19 protein-coding genes and 1 pseudogene are annotated in these 18946 nt (G+C 62.8%); 8 read left to right on the top strand and 12 right to left on the bottom strand.

Annotation, left to right across the window (positions count from 1 at the left end; all coding sequences use genetic code 11):
• Positions 1-114 precede the first annotated feature (114 nt).
• The 3 genes from R4P70_RS29210 to R4P70_RS29220 are packed head-to-tail and all read left to right on the top strand — an operon-like array spanning position 115 to position 3004.
• Positions 115-1254, top strand: coding sequence for an NAD(P) transhydrogenase subunit alpha (locus tag R4P70_RS29210; protein WP_317833120.1), 1140 nt, complete (start codon positions 115-117; stop codon positions 1252-1254).
• Positions 1254-1577, top strand: coding sequence for an NAD(P) transhydrogenase subunit alpha (locus tag R4P70_RS29215; protein ID WP_003941319.1), 324 nt, complete (start codon positions 1254-1256; stop codon positions 1575-1577). The genes R4P70_RS29210 and R4P70_RS29215 overlap by 1 nt, the downstream gene beginning before the upstream one ends.
• On the top strand, positions 1577-3004 hold the full coding sequence (locus R4P70_RS29220; RefSeq protein WP_317833122.1) for an NAD(P)(+) transhydrogenase (Re/Si-specific) subunit beta: 1428 nt from the start codon (positions 1577-1579) through the stop codon (positions 3002-3004). The genes R4P70_RS29215 and R4P70_RS29220 overlap by 1 nt, the downstream gene beginning before the upstream one ends.
• A 357-nt stretch (positions 3005-3361) precedes the next feature.
• On the opposite strand, the gene R4P70_RS29225 is transcribed toward R4P70_RS29220, so the two are convergent.
• Genes R4P70_RS29225 through pdhA form a run of 5 tightly spaced genes read right to left on the bottom strand, consistent with a single transcriptional unit; the run spans position 3362 to position 8555 of the window.
• Complete coding sequence (locus tag R4P70_RS29225) at positions 3362-4015, bottom strand: hypothetical protein (RefSeq protein ID WP_020908349.1); 654 nt, start codon at positions 4013-4015, stop codon at positions 3362-3364.
• 29 nt (positions 4016-4044) lie between these two features.
• Positions 4045-5250, bottom strand: a complete 1206-nt coding sequence (locus R4P70_RS29230) for an MFS transporter (protein WP_317833124.1) — start codon at positions 5248-5250, stop codon at positions 4045-4047.
• A 10-nt stretch (positions 5251-5260) separates the two neighbouring features.
• A complete protein-coding gene (locus R4P70_RS29235) occupies positions 5261-6496 on the bottom strand; it encodes a dihydrolipoamide acetyltransferase family protein (protein ID WP_317833126.1) in 1236 nt (411 codons plus the stop codon).
• On the bottom strand, positions 6493-7461 hold the full coding sequence (locus R4P70_RS29240) for an alpha-ketoacid dehydrogenase subunit beta (protein ID WP_069147287.1): 969 nt from the start codon (positions 7459-7461) through the stop codon (positions 6493-6495). Before R4P70_RS29240 ends, R4P70_RS29235 begins: the two co-directional genes overlap by 4 nt.
• Positions 7462-7466: 5 nt before the next feature.
• Complete coding sequence (gene pdhA, locus R4P70_RS29245) at positions 7467-8555, bottom strand: pyruvate dehydrogenase (acetyl-transferring) E1 component subunit alpha (protein ID WP_020970087.1); 1089 nt, start codon at positions 8553-8555, stop codon at positions 7467-7469.
• Between the two features lie 221 nt (positions 8556-8776).
• Between pdhA and R4P70_RS29250 the strand changes: the two genes are divergently transcribed.
• Entirely contained in the window at positions 8777-9805 is a 1029-nt protein-coding gene (locus R4P70_RS29250; RefSeq protein WP_020908344.1) for a phosphotransferase family protein, read from the top strand.
• On the opposite strand, the gene R4P70_RS29255 is transcribed toward R4P70_RS29250, so the two are convergent.
• The 3 genes from R4P70_RS29255 to R4P70_RS29265 are packed head-to-tail and all read right to left on the bottom strand — an operon-like array spanning position 9802 to position 11996.
• Complete coding sequence (locus R4P70_RS29255) at positions 9802-10251, bottom strand: acyl-CoA thioesterase (protein WP_021344881.1); 450 nt, start codon at positions 10249-10251, stop codon at positions 9802-9804. The two genes, R4P70_RS29250 and R4P70_RS29255, sit on opposite strands and share 4 nt — an antisense overlap.
• A complete protein-coding gene (locus R4P70_RS29260) occupies positions 10248-11486 on the bottom strand; it encodes a benzoate/H(+) symporter BenE family transporter (protein ID WP_317833129.1) in 1239 nt (412 codons plus the stop codon). The genes R4P70_RS29255 and R4P70_RS29260 overlap by 4 nt, the downstream gene beginning before the upstream one ends.
• Before the next feature lie 36 nt (positions 11487-11522).
• On the bottom strand, positions 11523-11996 hold the full coding sequence (locus R4P70_RS29265) for an Lrp/AsnC family transcriptional regulator (protein ID WP_003941284.1): 474 nt from the start codon (positions 11994-11996) through the stop codon (positions 11523-11525).
• Between the two features lie 102 nt (positions 11997-12098).
• Between R4P70_RS29265 and R4P70_RS29270 the strand changes: the two genes are divergently transcribed.
• A complete protein-coding gene (locus R4P70_RS29270; RefSeq protein WP_003941342.1) occupies positions 12099-12722 on the top strand; it encodes a LysE family translocator in 624 nt (207 codons plus the stop codon).
• 22 nt (positions 12723-12744) lie between these two features.
• Positions 12745-13581 carry a sulfurtransferase gene (locus R4P70_RS29275; protein WP_097387176.1) on the top strand — a complete coding sequence of 279 codons (837 nt, stop codon included), beginning with the start codon at positions 12745-12747 and terminating at the stop codon, positions 13579-13581.
• 1 nt (position 13582) lies between these two features.
• Here the strand turns inward: R4P70_RS29275 and R4P70_RS29280 are convergent, their stop codons facing one another.
• The gene (locus tag R4P70_RS29280; protein ID WP_003941357.1) at positions 13583-14044 is read right to left on the bottom strand and encodes a DUF6328 family protein; all 462 of its coding nucleotides are present in this window, start codon (positions 14042-14044) and stop codon (positions 13583-13585) included.
• A gap of 13 nt (positions 14045-14057) precedes the next feature.
• Positions 14058-14876, bottom strand: a complete 819-nt coding sequence (locus R4P70_RS29285) for a shikimate 5-dehydrogenase (protein WP_029255730.1) — start codon at positions 14874-14876, stop codon at positions 14058-14060.
• Between the two features lie 127 nt (positions 14877-15003).
• Here R4P70_RS29285 and R4P70_RS29290 point away from each other — a divergent pair, with 127 nt between their 5' ends.
• Positions 15004-16578 carry a molybdopterin-dependent oxidoreductase gene (locus tag R4P70_RS29290; protein WP_317833134.1) on the top strand — a complete coding sequence of 525 codons (1575 nt, stop codon included), beginning with the start codon at positions 15004-15006 and terminating at the stop codon, positions 16576-16578.
• Here the strand turns inward: R4P70_RS29290 and R4P70_RS29295 are convergent.
• Positions 16565-17200 (bottom strand): TetR/AcrR family transcriptional regulator C-terminal domain-containing protein, encoded by a 636-nt coding sequence (locus R4P70_RS29295; protein WP_019749222.1) that lies wholly within the window; start codon positions 17198-17200, stop codon positions 16565-16567. The genes R4P70_RS29290 and R4P70_RS29295 overlap by 14 nt on opposite strands.
• A 158-nt stretch (positions 17201-17358) precedes the next feature.
• Between R4P70_RS29295 and R4P70_RS29300 the strand changes: the two genes are divergently transcribed.
• Entirely contained in the window at positions 17359-18591 is a 1233-nt protein-coding gene (locus R4P70_RS29300; protein WP_021334169.1) for a metal-dependent hydrolase family protein, read from the top strand.
• 1 nt (position 18592) lies between these two features.
• On the opposite strand, the pseudogene R4P70_RS29305 reads toward R4P70_RS29300, so the two are convergent.
• Positions 18593-18871 (bottom strand): annotated as a pseudogene (locus R4P70_RS29305) (HNH endonuclease family protein); the annotation flags it as partial.
• Positions 18872-18946: the final 75 nt, after the last annotated feature.

An 18946-nucleotide genomic window follows, 5' to 3' on the forward strand; every position in this document is an offset into this window, starting at 1 on the left:
ACTCTGGCTACTATCAGTCACCATTCACCCAAAAGCGGGTCATCTTCCGCTCATCACATGCTGGTTGCCGCTCGTCGCAGCAGGCGAACCACCAACCGCAGAAGGTAATGGAAAATGGAAACATCGAAGAGCGCACAAGTGCGTCCGACGGTCGGCGTCCCTCGAGAATCGAGTGATGGTGAGCGTCGGGTCGCATTGGTGCCGAAAATTGTGTCCGCTTTGATCGGCAAGGGCGTCGACGTGGTCGTCGAGTCCGGGGCCGGTCTCGGGGCGTTGATTCCCGACGAGTTGTACACCGCTGCCGGCGCGAAGATCGGCGATCCGTGGACTGCTGACGTCGTGGTCAAGGTTGCGCCCCCGTCGACAGAAGAGATCGCCCGGATCAGTACCGGCGCGAAGCTCATCGGTTTCCTGAATCCGCGTAACGCGGACAACCGCATCGCCGAGTTGAAGGCCGCCGGCATCGAAGGATACGCCGTGGAGGCGATTCCTCGTATCTCCCGCGCGCAGGTGATGGACGCGTTGTCCTCGCAGGCGAACGTGTCGGGGTACAAGGCTGTTCTGTTGGCAGCATCGGAGTCGACGCGGTTCTTCCCGATGCTCTCCACCGCTGCAGGCACGGTGAAGCCTGCGACCGTTCTGGTGCTCGGAGTGGGTGTGGCAGGTCTGCAGGCGCTGGCGACAGCCAAGCGCCTTGGTGGCCGCGCTACCGGGTACGACGTGCGTCCTGAGGTCGCCGACCAGGTGCGTTCGGTGGGTGCACAGTGGCTCGACCTCGGAATCGATGCGGCGGGCGAGGGTGGATACGCCCGCGAGTTGACCGACGACGAGCGAGCGAAGCAGCAGCAGGCACTCGAAGATGCGATCAAGGGCTTCGACGTTGTGATCACCACTGCTCTGGTTCCGGGTCGTCCGGCGCCGCGCCTGGTCACCGCTGCCGCGGCCGAAGGCATGAAGCCGGGCAGTGTCGTGGTCGACCTCGCGGGTGAAACCGGCGGTAACTGCGAGCTGACCGAGCCGGGTCAAACCGTCGTCAAACACGGCGTGACCATTTGCTCTCCGCTGAATTTGCCGGCGTCCATGCCTGAGCATGCGTCCGAGTTGTACTCGAAGAACATTTCCGCGCTGATCGAACTGATGCTCGTCGATGGCGGGGCGAGCGAAGCGACGGGGAATGTTGCTGCATTGGCGCCTGATTTCTCCGACGAGGTTCTGGCCGGTGCGTGCGTCACCCGTGAAGAGAAGGGCGCCTGATGTACACATCACTTCTGGCGAACATCGCGATCCTGGTGTTGTCCGGGTTCGTCGGTTTCGCTGTGATCTCCAAAGTTCCGAACACCCTGCACACCCCGTTGATGTCCGGCACGAACGCCATCCACGGCATCGTCGTCCTGGGTGCGTTGGTCGTCCTGGGCAAGGTGCACGATCCCTCGATCGGGTTGCAGATCATCTTGTTCGTCGCGCTCGTCTTCGGAACCGTGAACGTTGTCGGTGGTTTTGTGGTCACGGACCGCATGTTGGCGATGTTCAAGGCCAAGCCGGCCGCCAAGTCTGTGTCGAAGGATGGTGACCAGTAATGGAATACCTGGTCAATGCGCTCTACATTGTCGCGTTCTCGATGTTCATCTACGGCCTCATGGGCCTTACCGGCCCGAAGACCGCAGTCCGCGGCAACCAGATCGCCGCGGTCGGCATGCTCATCGCCGTCGTTGCAACTCTGATCTCCATTCGTGATGCGGAGATGGGGAACTGGATCCTCATCGCTGCCGGCCTTGTCATCGGTGTCGTGCTCGGCGTCCCGCCGGCGCTGCGCACGAAGATGACGGCCATGCCGCAGTTGGTGGCACTGTTCAACGGTGTCGGCGGCGGCACGGTCGCGTTGATCGCGTACGCGGAATTCCTGGACTCGGACGGGTTCACCGCTTTCCAGCACGGCGAGTCGCCGACGGTGCACATCGTCATCGCTTCGCTCTTTGCTGCGGTGATCGGATCGATCTCCTTCTGGGGCAGCGTGATCGCGTTCCTGAAGCTGCAGGAAACTCTGCCTGGTCGTCCGATCGGAATCGGTAAGCTCCAGCAGCCGCTCAATGCTCTGCTGCTCATTGCCGCCGTCGCATTCTCGGTAATCATCGGTATCAAGGCGATCTCACCGGAAGGCCCAACCAGCTCACTGTGGATCGTCGGCGTGCTCGTATTCTCGGGCATCCTCGGACTGATGGTCGTGCTGCCCATCGGCGGCGCGGACATGCCCGTCGTCATCTCGCTGCTCAACGCTCTGACCGGTTTGTCAGCTGCTGCTGCAGGTTTGGCGCTCAACAACCAGGCGATGATCGTCGCCGGCATGATCGTGGGTGCTTCGGGCACCATCTTGACCAACCTCATGGCCAAGGCCATGAACCGGTCCATCCCGGCCATCGTGGCCGGCGGCTTCGGTGGCGGCGGCGAAGCGCCGTCCTCCGACGGCGTCGTGCGCACGGCAAAGGCGACCTCGGCCGCCGACGCGGCTATCCAGATGGCCTACGCCAACCAGGTCATCGTCGTACCCGGATACGGACTTGCCGTCGCGCAGGCTCAGCACGCGGTCAAGGACATGGCGAAATTGCTCGAGTCGAAGGGCGTCGAGGTCAAGTACGCCATTCACCCGGTCGCCGGCCGTATGCCCGGTCACATGAACGTTCTTCTCGCAGAGGCGGATGTCTCGTACGACGCGATGAAGGAAATGGACGACATCAACGACGAGTTCTCTCGTACCGATGTCACCTTGGTGATCGGCGCGAACGACGTCACCAACCCGGCGGCGCGCAACGATCCGAGCTCACCGATTCACGGAATGCCGATCCTCAACGTCGACCAGTCGAAGTCGGTCATCGTGCTCAAGCGTTCGATGAACTCCGGTTTCGCCGGTATCGAGAACCCGCTCTTCTTCGCCGAGGGCACCTCGATGCTCTTCGGTGATGCCAAGAAGTCGGTCTCCGAAGTAACCGAGGAGCTCAAGGCGCTGTAGCGCTCGAGCTCGGAAGGGCGTCCACTCGTAACCACGGGTGGGTGCCTTTTTCGTGTCCCTGTGTCGAAACGGCTTCTTGTGCTGAAACGACAAAGGCGCCTGGTCCGAGACGAAACTCGGAACAGGCGCCTCTGGCGACGTTTTACGGGACCTCGGGGGTTTCGGGGTCGGAAGAGAAGCCGGAAAGTAGTTCGATCAACTTCTGGATCAGTTCGAGCGGGTTCAGATCTTCGAGGCTCACGGTAAAGACTCCTTCGCTGTGGAACTACTTGATTCGGACATTTCAGAACATACGTCATGCCCCGCCGTCGCGGGAGGGCTTAGCGGCGAGAATCTCTGAATCACAAAGATTTAGGACTAAAGTCGGATGCTCCGGTGCCGGGAGAACGCGATTGCTGCTGTATCCGGGCGTAGCGCTTCACGTTTCGCGGCGATGGGCGATCGCGCCATCAAAATGGCTGCAGCACAGGCCCATACCAGAGCGATCAGAACGCCAGCTATCACTCCGAAAAGGCCGCTCAACTCGGCGGCCAGTGCGCTGGCGCCGATCGCAGCAACCCCCACGAATCCGAGACCGGCGACTACCGGACGCCACTGCGGGGCGGAGATCAAGATCGCCGAGCAGTACAGCGCGGTCGCCGCTGCCACGTGACCGCTGGGCAACAGGTCCTGGGGCACATCGGGGAGCCAGGAGCCGAACGCCGCGTTGGTGAGATTGGCGCCCATTCCGAGGAGCAGGATCGCGCCGATACCGTATGGCAGTCCGCGGACCATCGAGACGACGGCCAGAGCAGTAGTGGCTGCGAGTACAGCGGTGACGTCGAATCGGCCTACCGTCCACTCGGCAAGTGCGCGCACCTGTTCGGGGACGCTCACCCCAGGCGAGGTGGGTCGCACGAAATACAAGACGCCCAGCGCTACGACGGCGATCGCAGCAAGGACGAGGAAGCGAGTGGTTGTGGAGGGAGCGGGGTGCTGGGTGGAGGTCGAGACGGTCACGAGTACCAGCATCCCTGTTGAGTCTGTGCCGATCGTGAGGATCAGCTGTGAGGTCTGTAGGCGGTCGGAGAATCGCGCCGAACGACACCCGCACAAGCCGCTGCGACCAGGACGCATGCAAACGGGATCAACATTGCTGTGGTGAGAGGCACAAGCGTGGTGACCCAGCCGATGGTTGCCGGACCGGCGAGGAATCCGATGTATCCCATGCCGACGACGCGAGACATGTTGGTGCCGGCCGAACCTGAGCCCAGATTTCCCGCCGTGGTGAAGATCTGCGGAATGCATCCCGACAGGCCGGCGCCGAACAGGGCCCAACCGAGCAACGTCAGTGGTAGCCAGCCCGACACCACGACGGTCAGCATTCCGATGGACGAGAGCAACGCACCGTAGCGAACCACTGCCACCGGGCCGACTGCCGCGCTGATCCGATCCGCGGTGAATCGGCCGACGGTCATCATGGCGGAGAATGCACCGAACGACAGTGCAGCAACGGCATTCGAGACACCCAGATCTTCCTTGACCTGCAGTGCGCTCCAGTCGTTTGCCACTCCCTCGGCCAGCATCAGAACAAAGGCGAGGGTTCCGAGGGCAAGTACGCGAGCCGAGAATCTGCCGTGTGTCTTTCCGGTAGTCGACGCGGTTTCGGCATGCACGTCGTCGTGAGGGAGCAGGGGTCGCGAGCACAACCAGACCGCGAGCAAGCCGATTGCCGACGCGATGCTGAGCGTGACGTACGGCGGAAGATCCAGTGCGAGAGTGCCGAATCCGATGACGGACCCTAATACGCCGCCGACCGAGAACATGCCGTGAAAGGCCGCCATGATCGGGCGCCGGTACAACTGTTCGGCCTCGACAGCCTGCGAGTTCATCGACACGTCCAACGCGCCGTTCGCGAAGCCGAATACAACAAGTGCAGCGCCCAGTTGCCAGGTGTTCGTGGCAAATCCCGGGCCGAGAGTGGCGAATGCCAGCCCGCTACCCGCCAGGATGACCATGCGCCTGCTGCCGTATCGATCGGCGAGCGGACCGCTCAATTGCATACCGGCAATGGCTCCGACAGCAAGAAGGAGAAGCAGTGAGCCGAGCGTCGAGTGACTGATTCCCACACGGTGTTCGATGGACGGAATGTGGACGACCCACATCGCGAGCAGAAATCCGTTGATGCCGAAGATGCCGAAGATGCCGGCCCGGGCGCGTACCAGGGCGGAGGTGGGGACTACTCGGTCGGTGGGGTTGACGCTCACTCGTTCCTTTTTACAGGTGAGACAGCAACAGGTCCGGGTCCGCGAGCATCTGTGCGACAAATGAGAGGAATCTCGCGGCCTGCTCACCATCGAGTATCCGGTGGTCGAACGTCAACGTCAGTGTCGCGACGCTCCGCGCTTCGATCTTGCGCTCAATTACCCAGGGACGCTCGCTCACTGTGCCCAGGCAAAGGATGACGGCTTCTCCCGGATTGAGGAGCGGAATGCCCCCGTCGACGCCGAAGACTCCGACATTGGTGATCGTGACGGTTCCGCCGGTCAGGTGATGGACATCGGTCACTCCCGCGCGGGCAGCGACGGTCAGTTCGGTCACCGCGCGTGCAAGTTGGACCAGGCTCAGCGTCTCGGCGCTTTTGATGTTGGGCACGGACAGTCCACGTTCGGAGGCGACGGCGATGCCGAGATTCACGTGATCGTCGATGACGGCGTCGCCGCGGGCCTCGTCCCAATGCGCGTTCACCATCGGGTGCGACGAGATCGCCGTAACCAAGGCCTTGGCCGCGAGAGTCAGCGGAGTGAGAGAAAGTCCGGTGAATGCGTCCGAGGGACGGAGCCTGCCGAGTAGTTCCATCGAAGGCGTGACATCGGCGGTGAGGAAGACGCTGGCCTGAGGGGCACGGGTACTGGCGACCATCGCCGAAGCCATCTGTTTCCGCATGCCGGACGAGACCGGCTGTTTCTGCATACCGGATCCGGCCGGCCGCGGAGCTTCATTCGACGCGGCCTTCACGCGAAGCGCGTCTGCGACGTCCGCTGCCGTGACGGCACCGTCGAATCCGCTTCCGGTGATTTCGCTCAGATCGATGCCGGCTTCGCGGGCCGCGCGCCGCGCCGAGGGTGTTGCGGGCCGACGCTCGGTACTCGCCGCGGATTGCGAGTATGGCGTGATCCTGCTCCGTCGTCGGCTCGGTCTCTCCGCCGCGGGTCCGTATCCGACCAGCACGCTCGGAGACTGTGAATCACTTGGACACGGTGAATCTGCAGGCTCCTCGATACGGATGATCGGAGTGCCGACCGGGACGGTAGTGCCAGGTTCGACGAGGAGTTCTCTGACAACGCCGACGTAGGGCGACGGCAGTTCGACAAGAGCTTTGGCTGTCTCTACCTGGGCGAGAACTTGATTGAGTTCCACCGTGTCGCCGATGCCGACCGTCCATTCGACCAGATCGGCGGACGTCAGGCCCTCGCCGAGATCCGGCAACCGGAATTCGTGCCCGGTACTCATGCTGCCAGCGTCCGGTCGAGTGCTGCGAGGATCCGGTCGGCGTCCGGAAGGTGAAATCGCTCGAGCTTGGCGGGCGGGTAGGGGATGTCGAATCCGGTGACCCGCAGGATCGGTGACTCGAGCTGATAGAAGCAGTGTTCCGCGACGTGTGCTGCGATTTCGGCGCCGACTCCGAGAAACTTCGGCGCCTCGTGGACGACGACCAGCCGGCCTGTCTTTTTCACCGACGCCTCGATCGTGTCGAAGTCGATGGGGGAGAGTGAACGCAGATCCACGACCTCCAGATCGTGGCCTTCTTCTTCGGCGATCCGCGCGGCGTCGAGCGCGGTGGCGACCATGGATCCGTACGCAACTACTGTCGCGTCGTCTCCAGGGCGAGCGACGCGGGCACGGTGGAGCGGAAGCTCGGGCGCGGCATCGGTATTCACGTCGGCGGTATCCCAGTAGCGCCGTTTGGGTTCGAGGAATATCACCGGGTCGTCGGCCGCAATGGATTGGCGGATCATGTGAAAACCGTCGATCGGATTGCTCGGGTACACCACCCGCAGTCCCGCCGTGTGAGCGAAGTACGCTTCCGGCGACTCCGAATGATGTTCCACCGCACCGATTCCGCCGCCACTGGGAATCCGAATCGTCAGTGGCGCAGAGGCAGCGCCTCGGGTGCGGTAGTGGATCTTGGCCACCTGCGAGACGATCTGATCGAAGGCCGGGTAGACAAACCCGTCGAACTGAATTTCGCAGACAGGCCGATATCCGCGCAAGGCAAGACCGAAAGCTGTTCCCACGATCCCTGATTCGGCGAGGGGCATGTCGATCACCCGAGTATCGCCGAAGTCCTTCTGCAAGGCGTCGGTAACCCGGAATACACCGCCGAGACGGCCCACGTCCTCTCCCATGATGACAACGCGACGATCGTCTTCGAGTGCGCGTCGCAGGCCGGTGTTGAGCGCTGTCACCAGATTCATGACGGTCACGACGAAGCCCCTTCCATGCTGCGGAGATACGCGCGATGCTCTTCGCGTTCAACGTCGATCAGTGGGTGTGCCTCGGCGTAGACGTGATCGAAGAGCGCTGACGGGGGTGGATCGGCGAGCGCGATGGTTGCGCGTCGCAGTCCAGCTGCGACGCCGTCGGCCGCCGCCGCGATGGTGCTGAGTTCGTTTTCTCCGAGAAGATCGCGACGGCCGAGGAACAGGCGCATTCGCTCGAGCGGATCGCGGCTTCTCCACTCCGACATGTCGGTATCGGCGCGGTACCTGCTCGGATCGTCGGACGTCGTGTGCGGGCCCATTCGGCAGGTGATCGCTTCGATGAACGTCGGGCCGCTGCCTTCGCGTGCGCGATTGAGCGCCGAGCGCGTGACTGCGAGAACGGCGAGGACGTCGTTGCCGTCGACGCGGATCGCGGGGATGCCGTAACCGATCGCCCGATGTGAGATGGGCGTGCGTGACTGGAGGGATACCGGTTCACTGATGGCCCACTGGTTGTTCTGGCAGAAGAAGACAACGCCGACACGGAAACTGGCGGCAAATCCCATCGCCTCGGCGATGTCGCCCTGACTTGTGGCGCCGTCGCCGAAGTACGCGATCGTTGCGATCTCGGCGCCGTCCAGGTGTGCGCCGAGTGCGTATCCGGTGGCGTGCAGCCCTTGGGAGCCGACGACGATCGCCGGATTGGTGACGTTGAATTGTTCTGGATCCCAACCGGAATGGGAGATTCCTCGCCACATGGTGGTCAGCAATTCGGGGGGAACTCCCCGGCAGTACGCGACGGCATGTTCGCGGTAGCTGGTGAACGCGAAGTCGTCTGGGGCGAGTGCTCTCGCGGAACCGACCTGGGCGGCTTCTTGGCCGAGCATCGGAGCCCACAAACCTATTTCGCCTTGACGCTGCAGGGCAACAGCTTCGGTGTCGATTCGGCGACTCACGACGAGATCGCGATACAACGACAGCAGTTCGTCAGGCCCGATGTCTGTTATCAGGCGGTCGAATTCGGGACGGCACACTCGTGCGCCGTTCGGTTGGATGAGTTGGACCGGATAATCGAGGTTGTCGATCATCTTCGCTCACCTCGGTTTCTGCTCATGCCCGGCGCGCCTCGTGAGTACGCCGCACAATCCCGATGTGTTGTATGCAGTTGTCGCTCTACCATCAGGATCCCCCTGATTGGGAAATCCGCAAGTATTTCCACTGCCGTATCAGGACCGGAACTGCGAACTGGCGAGTAACAAACGTGTCGGTACGGCCAACCGATCGGAATTCAACCGCTAGCATCGGTGCGGTGACTGCAGTCGGTTTGAACGAAGAAGCTGTTTCCGCGTGGATCGCCGAACTGGGGGTCGGCGCCACGACACCACTGACTTTCGAGAGGATCGGTAACGGGCAATCGAACCTGACCTACTCCGTGACGGATGCGGGCGGAGGACGGTGGGTACTGCGCAGACCTCCACTCGGCACGTTGTTGGCGTCCGCGCACGACGTCGTTCGCGAGCACCGCATCCTGTCCTCGCTCCAGGGAACCAAAGTGCCGGTTCCGAAGATCCTCGGCATCACGGAAGATCCGGAGATCACGGACGCTCCGCTGGTCCTCATGAGCTACATCGACGGCGTTGTGATCGACGGCGTTCCAGTGGCTCAGAAGTTGACCGAGGACGAGCGTCGCGCGGTCGGATTGGCGATGCCGAAAACCCTCGCAAGCATTCACGGGGTTGACCTGGAAGAGACCGGCCTCGACGATCTGGCCAGCCGCAAGCCCTTTGCCGAGCGTCAGCTCAAACGGTGGTCGGCGCAGTGGGAGAAGTCGAAGACCCGCGATGTTCCGGACGTCGACAGGTTGGCCGAGATTCTGCACCGAAACATTCCGGAACAGAACGAAGTGACCTTGGTTCACGGCGACTTCCACCTCAACAACGTCATCACCGACCCGGTCGAGGGGCGCATCGTTGCCGTCGTCGACTGGGAGCTGTGCACGTTGGGGGAACCGCTCGCGGATCTCGGTGCGCTACTCGCGTACTGGCCGGAAGCCGGTGACAAAGTTGCCGGTCCGTTCATGGCGTCCACGCTGGAAGGCTTCCCGAACCGCGACGAGCTGGTCGCTGCCTACGTCGAGGCGACCGGCCGCGACGTGTCAGCGGTCGGATATTGGCACGTACTCGCTCTGTGGAAGCTCTCGATCATCGCCGAGGGCGTGCTGCGACGCATTCTCGACGATCCGCGGAACAAAGCCGAGCACGGCGGCCCGACGGTCGCGCTGATCGACGGAATCGTTGCACGCGCCGTCTTGACGGCAGATCAGCTCGGTCTGAGCTAGTTTTCGGTCAAGGTCCCGGCTGCTGATCTGATCGCAGCCGGGATCTCCACCGGCTTACGGGTGTCGGCATCGACGTAGACGTGCACGAAGCGCCCAGTCGCGGCAGGTTCCCAATGGCCGCTTTCGACCTCGTGGAATATCGCCAGCGCGTAGACGATGCTCTTGGTGCCCAGCTTCTCGACGGAGATACCCACCTGCAACTGCTCGGGGAACGACAGTTCGCTCAGGTACCGGCACGACGTCTCGGCGACGACGCCGATGGCAGGCAGATTGCGGATGTCGGTTCCAGTGGAAGACATCAGCCAGGCGTTGACCGCGGTGTCGAAGTACGAGTAGTAGGTCACGTTGTTGACGTGGCCGTAGTGATCGTTGTCGTCCCACCGCGTCGGGACGGGCCAGAGAACGGGAAACTCGCTGATCGACGGGGGTGTCTGCGCTGTGCTCACGGCTTCGACTGTAGTGAGGACTTTCGCGAGAGTGAGGGCAGGGTGGTGCCCTGTAGGACTGCACGCACGATCAGCCCCACCAACAGTGCCCAGAATGCCGAACCGATTCCCAGGATACTGACCCCGGATGCGGCGATCAGAAACGTGACCACGGCGCCTTCACGTTCACTCGCCTCGCTCAGCGCCGACGTGAGGGCGCCGGCAAGCGTTGCCAGGAGCGCCAGTCCGGCAACAGTTTCCACGACTCCGGCCGGTGCGGCGGCTACCAGAGCGGCCACCGCGGCCGCGCCGGCAGCGAGAACGAGATACGCCCAGCCTGCGGTGAAGGCAGCGATCCATCGACGTTTGGGATCCGGATGTGCGGTGGGGGCGGCGGCCAGGGCTGCGCTGATCGCCGCGAGGTTGATCGCATGGCCACCGGCCGGTGCGCCGACGATGGTGCCGATACCCGTCACGATCATCGACGGCCGCCAGGGAACGGTGTAGCCGAACGAATTCATCACGGCCACAACGGGAATGTTCTGCGAAGCCATCGTGACGATGTAGAGGGGAATCGCAATGCCGATCATTGCCTGCCAGGTCCACGACGGCGCGGTGAGATCGATGCGGGGAATCATGGCGTCGGCGTCGAGTACTCGATCCGACGTGACGAGGCTGATCCCGATCACGACCGCTGCTGTGAGAAACGCGAGCGGAACCGCCCATCGCTTGGAGAAGCGCTGCGCGGCAAGCCAAACCAGGATGACGGGCGCGACCGCTGCCGGTGCGTCCCGGACGGCGATGATCGGCGCCAGGCACAACGGCATCAGAACCCCGGCGAGCATCGCTTGCGCGAGGGGCGTCGGGATTGCCGAGATGATCCTTCCGAGCGTCGGCCACAGTCCGGTCAGCACGATCGCGATTCCGACGACGATGAATGCTCCGACCGCGGCCGGCCACCCACCCTCGACCGCTCCGGCGCCGGCGAGCAGAGCGGCACCGGGCGTCGACCAGGCCAGGGTGATCGGCATCCGATACCGGCGTGAGAGCCAGAGCATTCCCAACGCTTGGGTCACACACAGAACCAGCAGTCCGGACGCCGCCTCGGTCGCGTCCGCACCGACAGCGGCGAGGCCGGTGAGCACCACCGCGAACGAACTGGTGAAGCCGACGAGGGCCGTGACGATGCCTGCGCTCATCGGTTGCGAGTTGCTGCGAACGGCTTCCGGTTCGGTGGTATCTGTGGAGTCCGACATGGTCAGTGATTCTGCCCGACCCGCCCCAGACCCGATTTACCTGTCCGGTCGGATGGGTGAGGTGACCGCTTTGCCGTAGATGAGGTGCGTTTGGGCGTGCCAGACCTCGGGATGTGCGGCGAGGTGGTCGATCAATACTCGCTGTAGATGAGCACTGTCACGGACCGCGACGTGGAGGAAGAAATCCTCAGGCCCCGAGACGTTGAAGAGCGCAAGCGTTTCCGGCAGTGCTAGGGCGTCGGCGGTGAACCGGTCGACGAGGTCGCGGCGGTGTGGTCGCAGTTGAACGGCGATGATCGCCTGCATCGACCGGCCAACGGCTGCCGGATCGACAACCGCGTGGATACCGCTGATCGTTCCGTTGGCACGTAGGCGTCGTACGCGCTCGTGGCACGAGGAAGTCGCCAAGCCGACTCGATCGGCCAACACCTTGTTGGTGATCGACGCGTCGTTCTGCAATTCGGCCAAAATCTTCCAGTCCACCGGATCCAGAGGCTCATTCTTCGTCATCTGCCGAACTATATCCGGAGTCGTTTTGAACTTCCCGGATCCAGTTGCACACTCCTGGCATGAACATGTGTCTCGAATCAGCTCGGGTGTGAGGTATTTCGGATGAGTGTCGGTCAGTGGCTCGCTTTCGGCTCCCTGCTATCCATCGTCCTGTTCACGCCGGGACCGGATTTTGTCCTGATCCTGCGTCATTCTCTGGCAGATCGTCGGACCGGCGCGGTGGTGGCCGCCGGTGTGATTTCCGGGCTCTTCGTTCACACCGCTGCCGCGTCACTTGGTCTCTCCGCACTTGTGGCGACACGGCCACAGTTGCTCTCTGCGCTCACATACGCCGGGGCGGCATATCTGACCTGGCTCGGCATCTCCGCGATTCGAAGTGCTTTCAAAGCCCGAGCCTCGGACGAGGGAATTCCGGCAGCGAAAGAACCGATCGCGGTCACCACGGCATTTCGCTACGGCTTCCTCTCGAACCTGCTGAACCCGAAGGCGCTGTTGTTCTTTCTCGGGCTACTCCCGCAATTCATCGAGCCGGGTGAAGGCGCAGGGCTGCGCACGTTGATGTTGGCGGGCGCGACGGTGGTCGCCGCGGCACTGTGGTGGGCGATCGTGGTGGTGTTGGCGGCCGGAGCCGGCAAGAAGCTGCGTCGTCCTGGCGTCGGCAAGCGAATCGACGTGGTGACGGGAGTGTTGTTGGTGGGTCTCGGTGCCTTCTTCGGGGTTGCATGAGTGGTCGTGTCAGGATGGGTTCATGACACTTCCCGTGCTGATCGACGTCGAAGAACTGTCCGCTCTCATCGAGGCCGGCGCTGCGCCGCGATTGCTCGATGTCCGATGGGCGCTGGGTGATTCGAACGGCGAGCAGCATTTTCGCGACGGCCATATTCCCGGCGCGGTATTCGTGAACCTCGACGAGGAACTTGCCTCGCCGTCGTCGCCGGGCACGGGAAGGCATCCGCTGCCGAGTCTCGAAGACCTGCAGGACGCTGCGCGTCGTTGGGGAATCGACGACGGTGATTCGGTGGTGCTTTACGACGCCACCGGCAACACGGCCGCTGCCCGTGGTTGGTGGCTGCTGCGGTGGGCCGGGCTCTCGGATGTCCGACTGCTCGACGGCGGGCTACAGGCCTGGGAGTCCGCGGGACTGCCGTTGGCGGCCGGTATCGGTGAGTCGGTCACTCCGGGCAATGTGACTTTCACCGGCGGCAACATGCCGACTGTCGACATCGACGGCGTCGGCGACTGGACGCGTGCGGGCGGCGTGCTTCTCGACGCCCGAGCGGGGGAGCGGTACCGCGGCGAGGTCGAGCCGATGGATCCCGTCGCAGGGCACATCCCCGGTGCGGTGAGCGCGCCGACCGCGGAGAACATCACCGGCGACGGTCGGTTCCTGGACGCGACCCGCCTGCGTGAGCGGTTCGCCGGACTGGGCGCCGGAGACAGTGTCGCGGTGTACTGCGGATCCGGAGTAACTGCAGCGCATGAGATTGCGGCACTCGCGATCGCCGGTTACGACGCGACGCTGTTCCCGGGCTCGTGGTCACAGTGGTCGAACGACAGCACTCGCGCCGTCGACACCGGAGCCTGAGTCAGCTCTTGGTGCGATCGATGAATGACGGCACGAGAAACCACAGTGCCGTGAACATGATCGCGGCGCACGCTGCCAAGACCTTCGCAGCAACTCCGCCGACGGCGACCTCGGCGATCAACAGGACCGTGCCGGTCATGGAGGCGGCGAGAAAGGCTATGCCGCACAGGGCGAATCGGTTGGCGACGGGCAATATGTTCTCGCGGTGCCCACGGCGGAAGAGCATGCGATGCCAGACCGCGGGTGCCATCAGGAACCCGAACGAGATGGCAACAAGTATCACCGTCACCAAGTGGATGCCGCGGATGTACGCCGACGCTTCCTCGTAGCGTTCGGTGAATGCCACGGCCAGCAAGAAGGCAAACAGGATCTGCACACCAGAGAGCGCGACGCGCAGTTCTTGCAACAACTCGTTGAAGTTCCGCGCGAGTTGTTGAGGTGGAGTCTCCCCGGTCTCGTTCACGGCGACGTGGTTCCTACGCCCGTGAGTATTCCGACGCTCGCTGGATCTGCTCCGCGCTCGGACGCACGCCGGTGTAGAGCACGAACTGCTCGGCGGCCTGAAGGGCAATGACCGACGCTCCCGTGATCGCCGTCTTGCCGAGTTCGGTCGCCAACGCGATCAGTGGCGTGTTCGCAGGCATCGCGACGACGTCGAAGACGACATCGGCGGCGCGCACTGCTAGTTCGGGGAACGACAATGCATCTGCCTCTGCGCCGCCGGACATACCGATCGGAGTGGCGTTGATCAGTACACGGGGACGAAGCTCACCGAGTTCGGCCTGCCAGTCGAAGCCGTACTGCTTCGCGAGCGACGACCCCACTTGCTGGTTGCGGGCGATCACGGTGACGTCGGTGAATCCGGTGTCGCGCACCGCAGCGACGACTGCTTTTGCCATGCCACCGCTGCCGGCGACAGCGACGGACAGGCTCGTGTCGACGTCGTTGTCACGCAGCAGATCGGCCACCGCCTGATAGTCGGTGTTGTAGGCGTGCAGCACTCCGGACTCGTTGACGATCGTGTTCACGGAGTCGATGGCGCTGGCCGAATCGTGCATGACGTCGATGTGCTCGATGACCTGTTCCTTGAACGGCATCGACACCCCGCAGCCTCGAATCCCGAGTGCTCGGATGCCGCCGATCGCGGCTGGCACGTCTTCGGTGGTGAAGGCTTTGTAGACGAAGTTCAGGCCCAATTCCTCGTAGAGGTAATTGTGAAACCTCGTGCCGATGTTGCTCGGTCGCCCGGAGAGCGACATGCACAGGAGCGTGTCCTTGTTGAGGTCGACGGTCATTGTCCCCACTCTAATCGCGAGTTCGGCGTAGTTCTTGATAGACGAGTGCACCCATCCGGATGTCCCGCAGCGCCGAATGTCGGGTATCCGATCGAAGCACCACTCGCACCGACAGAGCCGAGACGACATGGTCACACAGAACATCGACGAGCACCCGAGCACCGAATCTCGTCCACCGCGTCGTAGATGGGCTGCTCACGCGATCTCCGGAGTGTTGGCCGCGGCTGTCGTCCTGGGCGTCGGTGAACTGGTGGCGCTGCCGATCAACCCGGACGCGTCGCCCTTCTACGCCGTCGGTGCAACCACCGTCGACCGAACCCCGGCGTGGGCTCGCGAGTTCGCGATCGACACCTTCGGCACCAACGACAAGCCGGCGCTGTTCATCGGAATGTCGATATTGATCGTTCTGCTCGGCGCGGTGGCCGGGCTGTTGGAACGGCGACGCCGCCCGATCGGCAGTGTCATCCTTGTTCTTCTGGGCGCGGTTGGTGTGTATGCGGCGATGCAGCGCCCGACTGCCGATGCGATGTACGTGTTCCCGACACTGGTCGGTGTGGTGGCGGGCGTTGCAACACTGCGGCTGCTGATCACACAGTTGGAGGTGCCGCTCTCGCCTGGCGTCGCCGACTCGTGGTTGCCTCGTCGTCAGTTCCTTCTGCTGGCAGGTGCGGCGTTGGCAGTGGCTGCGGCAGCGGGTGCCGCCGGGAAGTTCGTGGGGCAGAGAATCGCCGGAGCAGTAGCGAATCGTGAAGATTTTGTAGTGCCCACCGCCGCTGACCCGGCGCCGCCGATTCCGGCGGGTGCGGACATCGCGATTGCGGGTGCGTCGACGTACATCACGCCCAACGACGACTTCTATCGAATCGATACTGCACTCCTCGTTCCGCAATTGACGACGGATTCGTGGGAACTGCGGATTCACGGAATGGTGGACCGCGAGATGACGTTGTCGTTCGACGATCTGGTGGCGCGAACGCCCATCGAGCGAGTCATCACGCTGACGTGTGTTTCCAACGAGGTGGGCGGAGTTCTGGCCGGGAACGCGAAGTGGATCGGTTATCCCATGAAGGATCTGCTCGACGAAGTCGGTGTCCATCCCGACGCCGACATGCTCCTGTCGACCAGCGTCGACGGCTTCACAGTCGGCACCCCGGTCGAGATAGTCACCGACGGCCGTGACGCGATTCTCGCCGTGGCGATGAACGGTGAGCCGTTGCCGTTCGAGCACGGCTATCCCGTTCGGCAGGTAGTTCCCGGCCTGTACGGTTTCGTCTCCGCTACCAAGTGGGTGACGGAGTGGGAACTCACGCGTTTCGACAAGGTCGAGGCCTATTGGACCCAGCGCGGTTGGGGTGCGCAGGCACCGATCAAGACGTCGTCGCGTATCGAGGTGCCGGCGGCTTTGGCGCCGATCGAGCCGGGCCAGGTGCTGGTTGCGGGAACGGCCTGGGCGCAGCATCGCGGGATCGAGAAGGTCGAGGTTCGCGTCGACAACGGCGAATGGCAACCGGCGACACTGGCGCAGCAATACTCGATCGACACCTGGCGTCAATGGTCGTGGATGTGGGATGCAGGCTCAGGTTTGCACACCGTGCAGGTCAGAGCGACGGATTTGGACGGGAACGTTCAGGTGGAAGAGCGCACTCCGCCGATTCCCGGTGGAGCCACTGGATGGCATACGAGGTCGTTCACCGTGAAGTGACAGGTAGATCCGAATGGGATTCGGTATACAGGCGGACGACGCACTGGGCCATCCATCCAGCGATCAGCGTTCGCAGGCCGAAGTCGAAGGTGTCGTCGGTTCGCAGTGGGTTCGCGGCCTCACGCGTGACCTCGCTCGGGTTGGAGGATTGAGTCCACGCGACATCCGGCGTCGAGAGTTTCACGACGGATCCGAGAACCAGACTGTCCAGCGTGGAAATTGCGTGACGCGTATCGGTCGAATCGAAACCCCCGTCCGAAAATGCTTGAACCAGTGCAGTATCGATATCAAAAGTCACCTCGGTGCGGACGCTGCGTGTCATGAGTAGCGGGATGAGGCGCCAATGTTCGACGGCAGCTCGGCGATATGCCCACCCCCACGCGCTGATCCGTTCGCTCCATCCTGCGGGTGGGTGGGGGACAGAGATCGACGACATCACGCGGATGCGCATGAGTTCGACGATCTCGGATCGACCCGAAATATGTGTGTAGAGCGAAGACGGAGTCACGTTCAGTTGCTTGGCGATCCCGGGCATGGTGAAGTCGCCGGTTGCGTCGACAGCATCCAGAGCCGCGTCGGTGATGTTTCGCGTGGACAGTATCGGCTGAGTGGGACGCGGCATCGATTCTCCTGGTGAGGGATTCGTCGGCAATCTCGGACTTGATCGATTGATGACAACTCCTTGATTTCGGGAGCCGGTATGCATCATACTAACCGAACCCTATTCGGTATGTCGGCGGAATCTTCCGGCGATCGGTACACGTCGGAGGAACATTCAATATGTCTGTCGTATGGCTGACCGGTGCAACGATCATCGACGGCACGGGCGCCGACCCGATCGAGAACTGCGCTGTTGCCGTGGAAGATGGCCGCATCAGTGCACTCGGTGGAACGCCGCCTGCGGGGGCGGAGGTGCTGGACTGCACCGGGCTGACAATCACGCCCGGCCTCATCGACGCGCACGTTCATCTCGGTGGATCGAGCGATCTCGCACCGAGTCTGCGGCGTCAGATCTCGGTAGCCGAGCTCGCTGCAGACATGTTCGCGACCTGCGCATCGACCCTCGACGGAGGATTCACCACTGTTCGTGACTGCGGCGGAATCGACGGTGGACTCGCCGGAGTTGTCGCCTCGGGCAAGATTCCGGGTCCGCGGATCATTCAGTGCGGCCCGATCCAGTGCCAGACCGGTGGACACGGACACCTGGCGGCCGAGTGGGAGCCGACTTCGGACTGGTCCGATCATGACATCCCCGGATTACGTTGTATGTCTCTGCTTTCCGACGGTCCGCACGAAATGCGAAAGAACGTTCGCGAGACGTTCCGCAGGGGTGCGGACTTCCTCAAACTGTGTGTCACCGGGGGAGTGGTATCCACTCATGACAAGCTCACCGACACGCAGTTCACGGTCGACGAGATCGAAGTTGCCGTCGAGGAAGCCAATGCGCGCGGTACCTATGTCACGGTGCATGCCCACAACAACGAGGGAATCCGAAACGCTGTCACTGCCGGCGCGAAATGCGTCGAGCACGGCTCAGGTATCGACGACGAGACTGCCAAGTTGATGGCCGAGCACGACGTCGCGTTGGTGCCGACGTTGGCTGTGGTGCAGGCGCTCTCGGACAGCGCGGCGTCAGCAGGTCTACCCGAATCGATTTCGGCTCGGATCGGTCAGATGATGCAGGGTCAGATCGACGGGCTTCTTGCTGCTCGAAATGCCGGCGTCAGAGTGGGATTGGGATCGGACCTCATCGGTACCGATCAAACGGGCCGGGGAATGGAGCTAGTCCTGCGCGCCAAGGTCGAAACCCCGATGGACGCATTGGTTTCCGCTACCCGGATCAACGCCGACATTCTCGGCATCGCCGACGAGGTCGGCACCATCGAAGTCGGCAAGTTCGCCGACCTCGTTGCATTCCGCGGCAATCCGTTGACGGATCCGTCCATCTTCGCCGATCGTGAGCGCATCGCACTCGTCATTCAGAGCGGTCGAGTGGTGAAGGACGGCCGGTAGCTCAACAGCGAGTGGCGAGTTCTGTCAACGCCGAGTGATCCGCCCGGCTGACCGGTAAGCCGTAGGAAATCGCGACGGTCAAGTACTTGCCGGCGTAGAAACATCGGTATGCAGGATTGGGCGGCAACCATTCACTGGGCGTGCTGTCGCCTTTCGACTGGTTGTCGGGGCCGTTGACGGCCAACAGGTTCAGTGACGTGTCGTTCGCGAACCTCATCCGAAGCGCGGGCGTCCAGGAGTTCGCGCCGAAGTCCCAGGCTGCGGCGAGTGGGAAGACGTGTAATCCGTAGCTAGTAGGTAGTGCCGTTGACATCATCCTGGGCTTCCTTCCACGGATTCGGGATATGTGGGCGAC

The organism is Rhodococcus sp. IEGM 1241 (assembly GCF_033142365.1).
Classification (GTDB): domain Bacteria; phylum Actinomycetota; class Actinomycetes; order Mycobacteriales; family Mycobacteriaceae; genus Rhodococcus_F; species Rhodococcus_F erythropolis.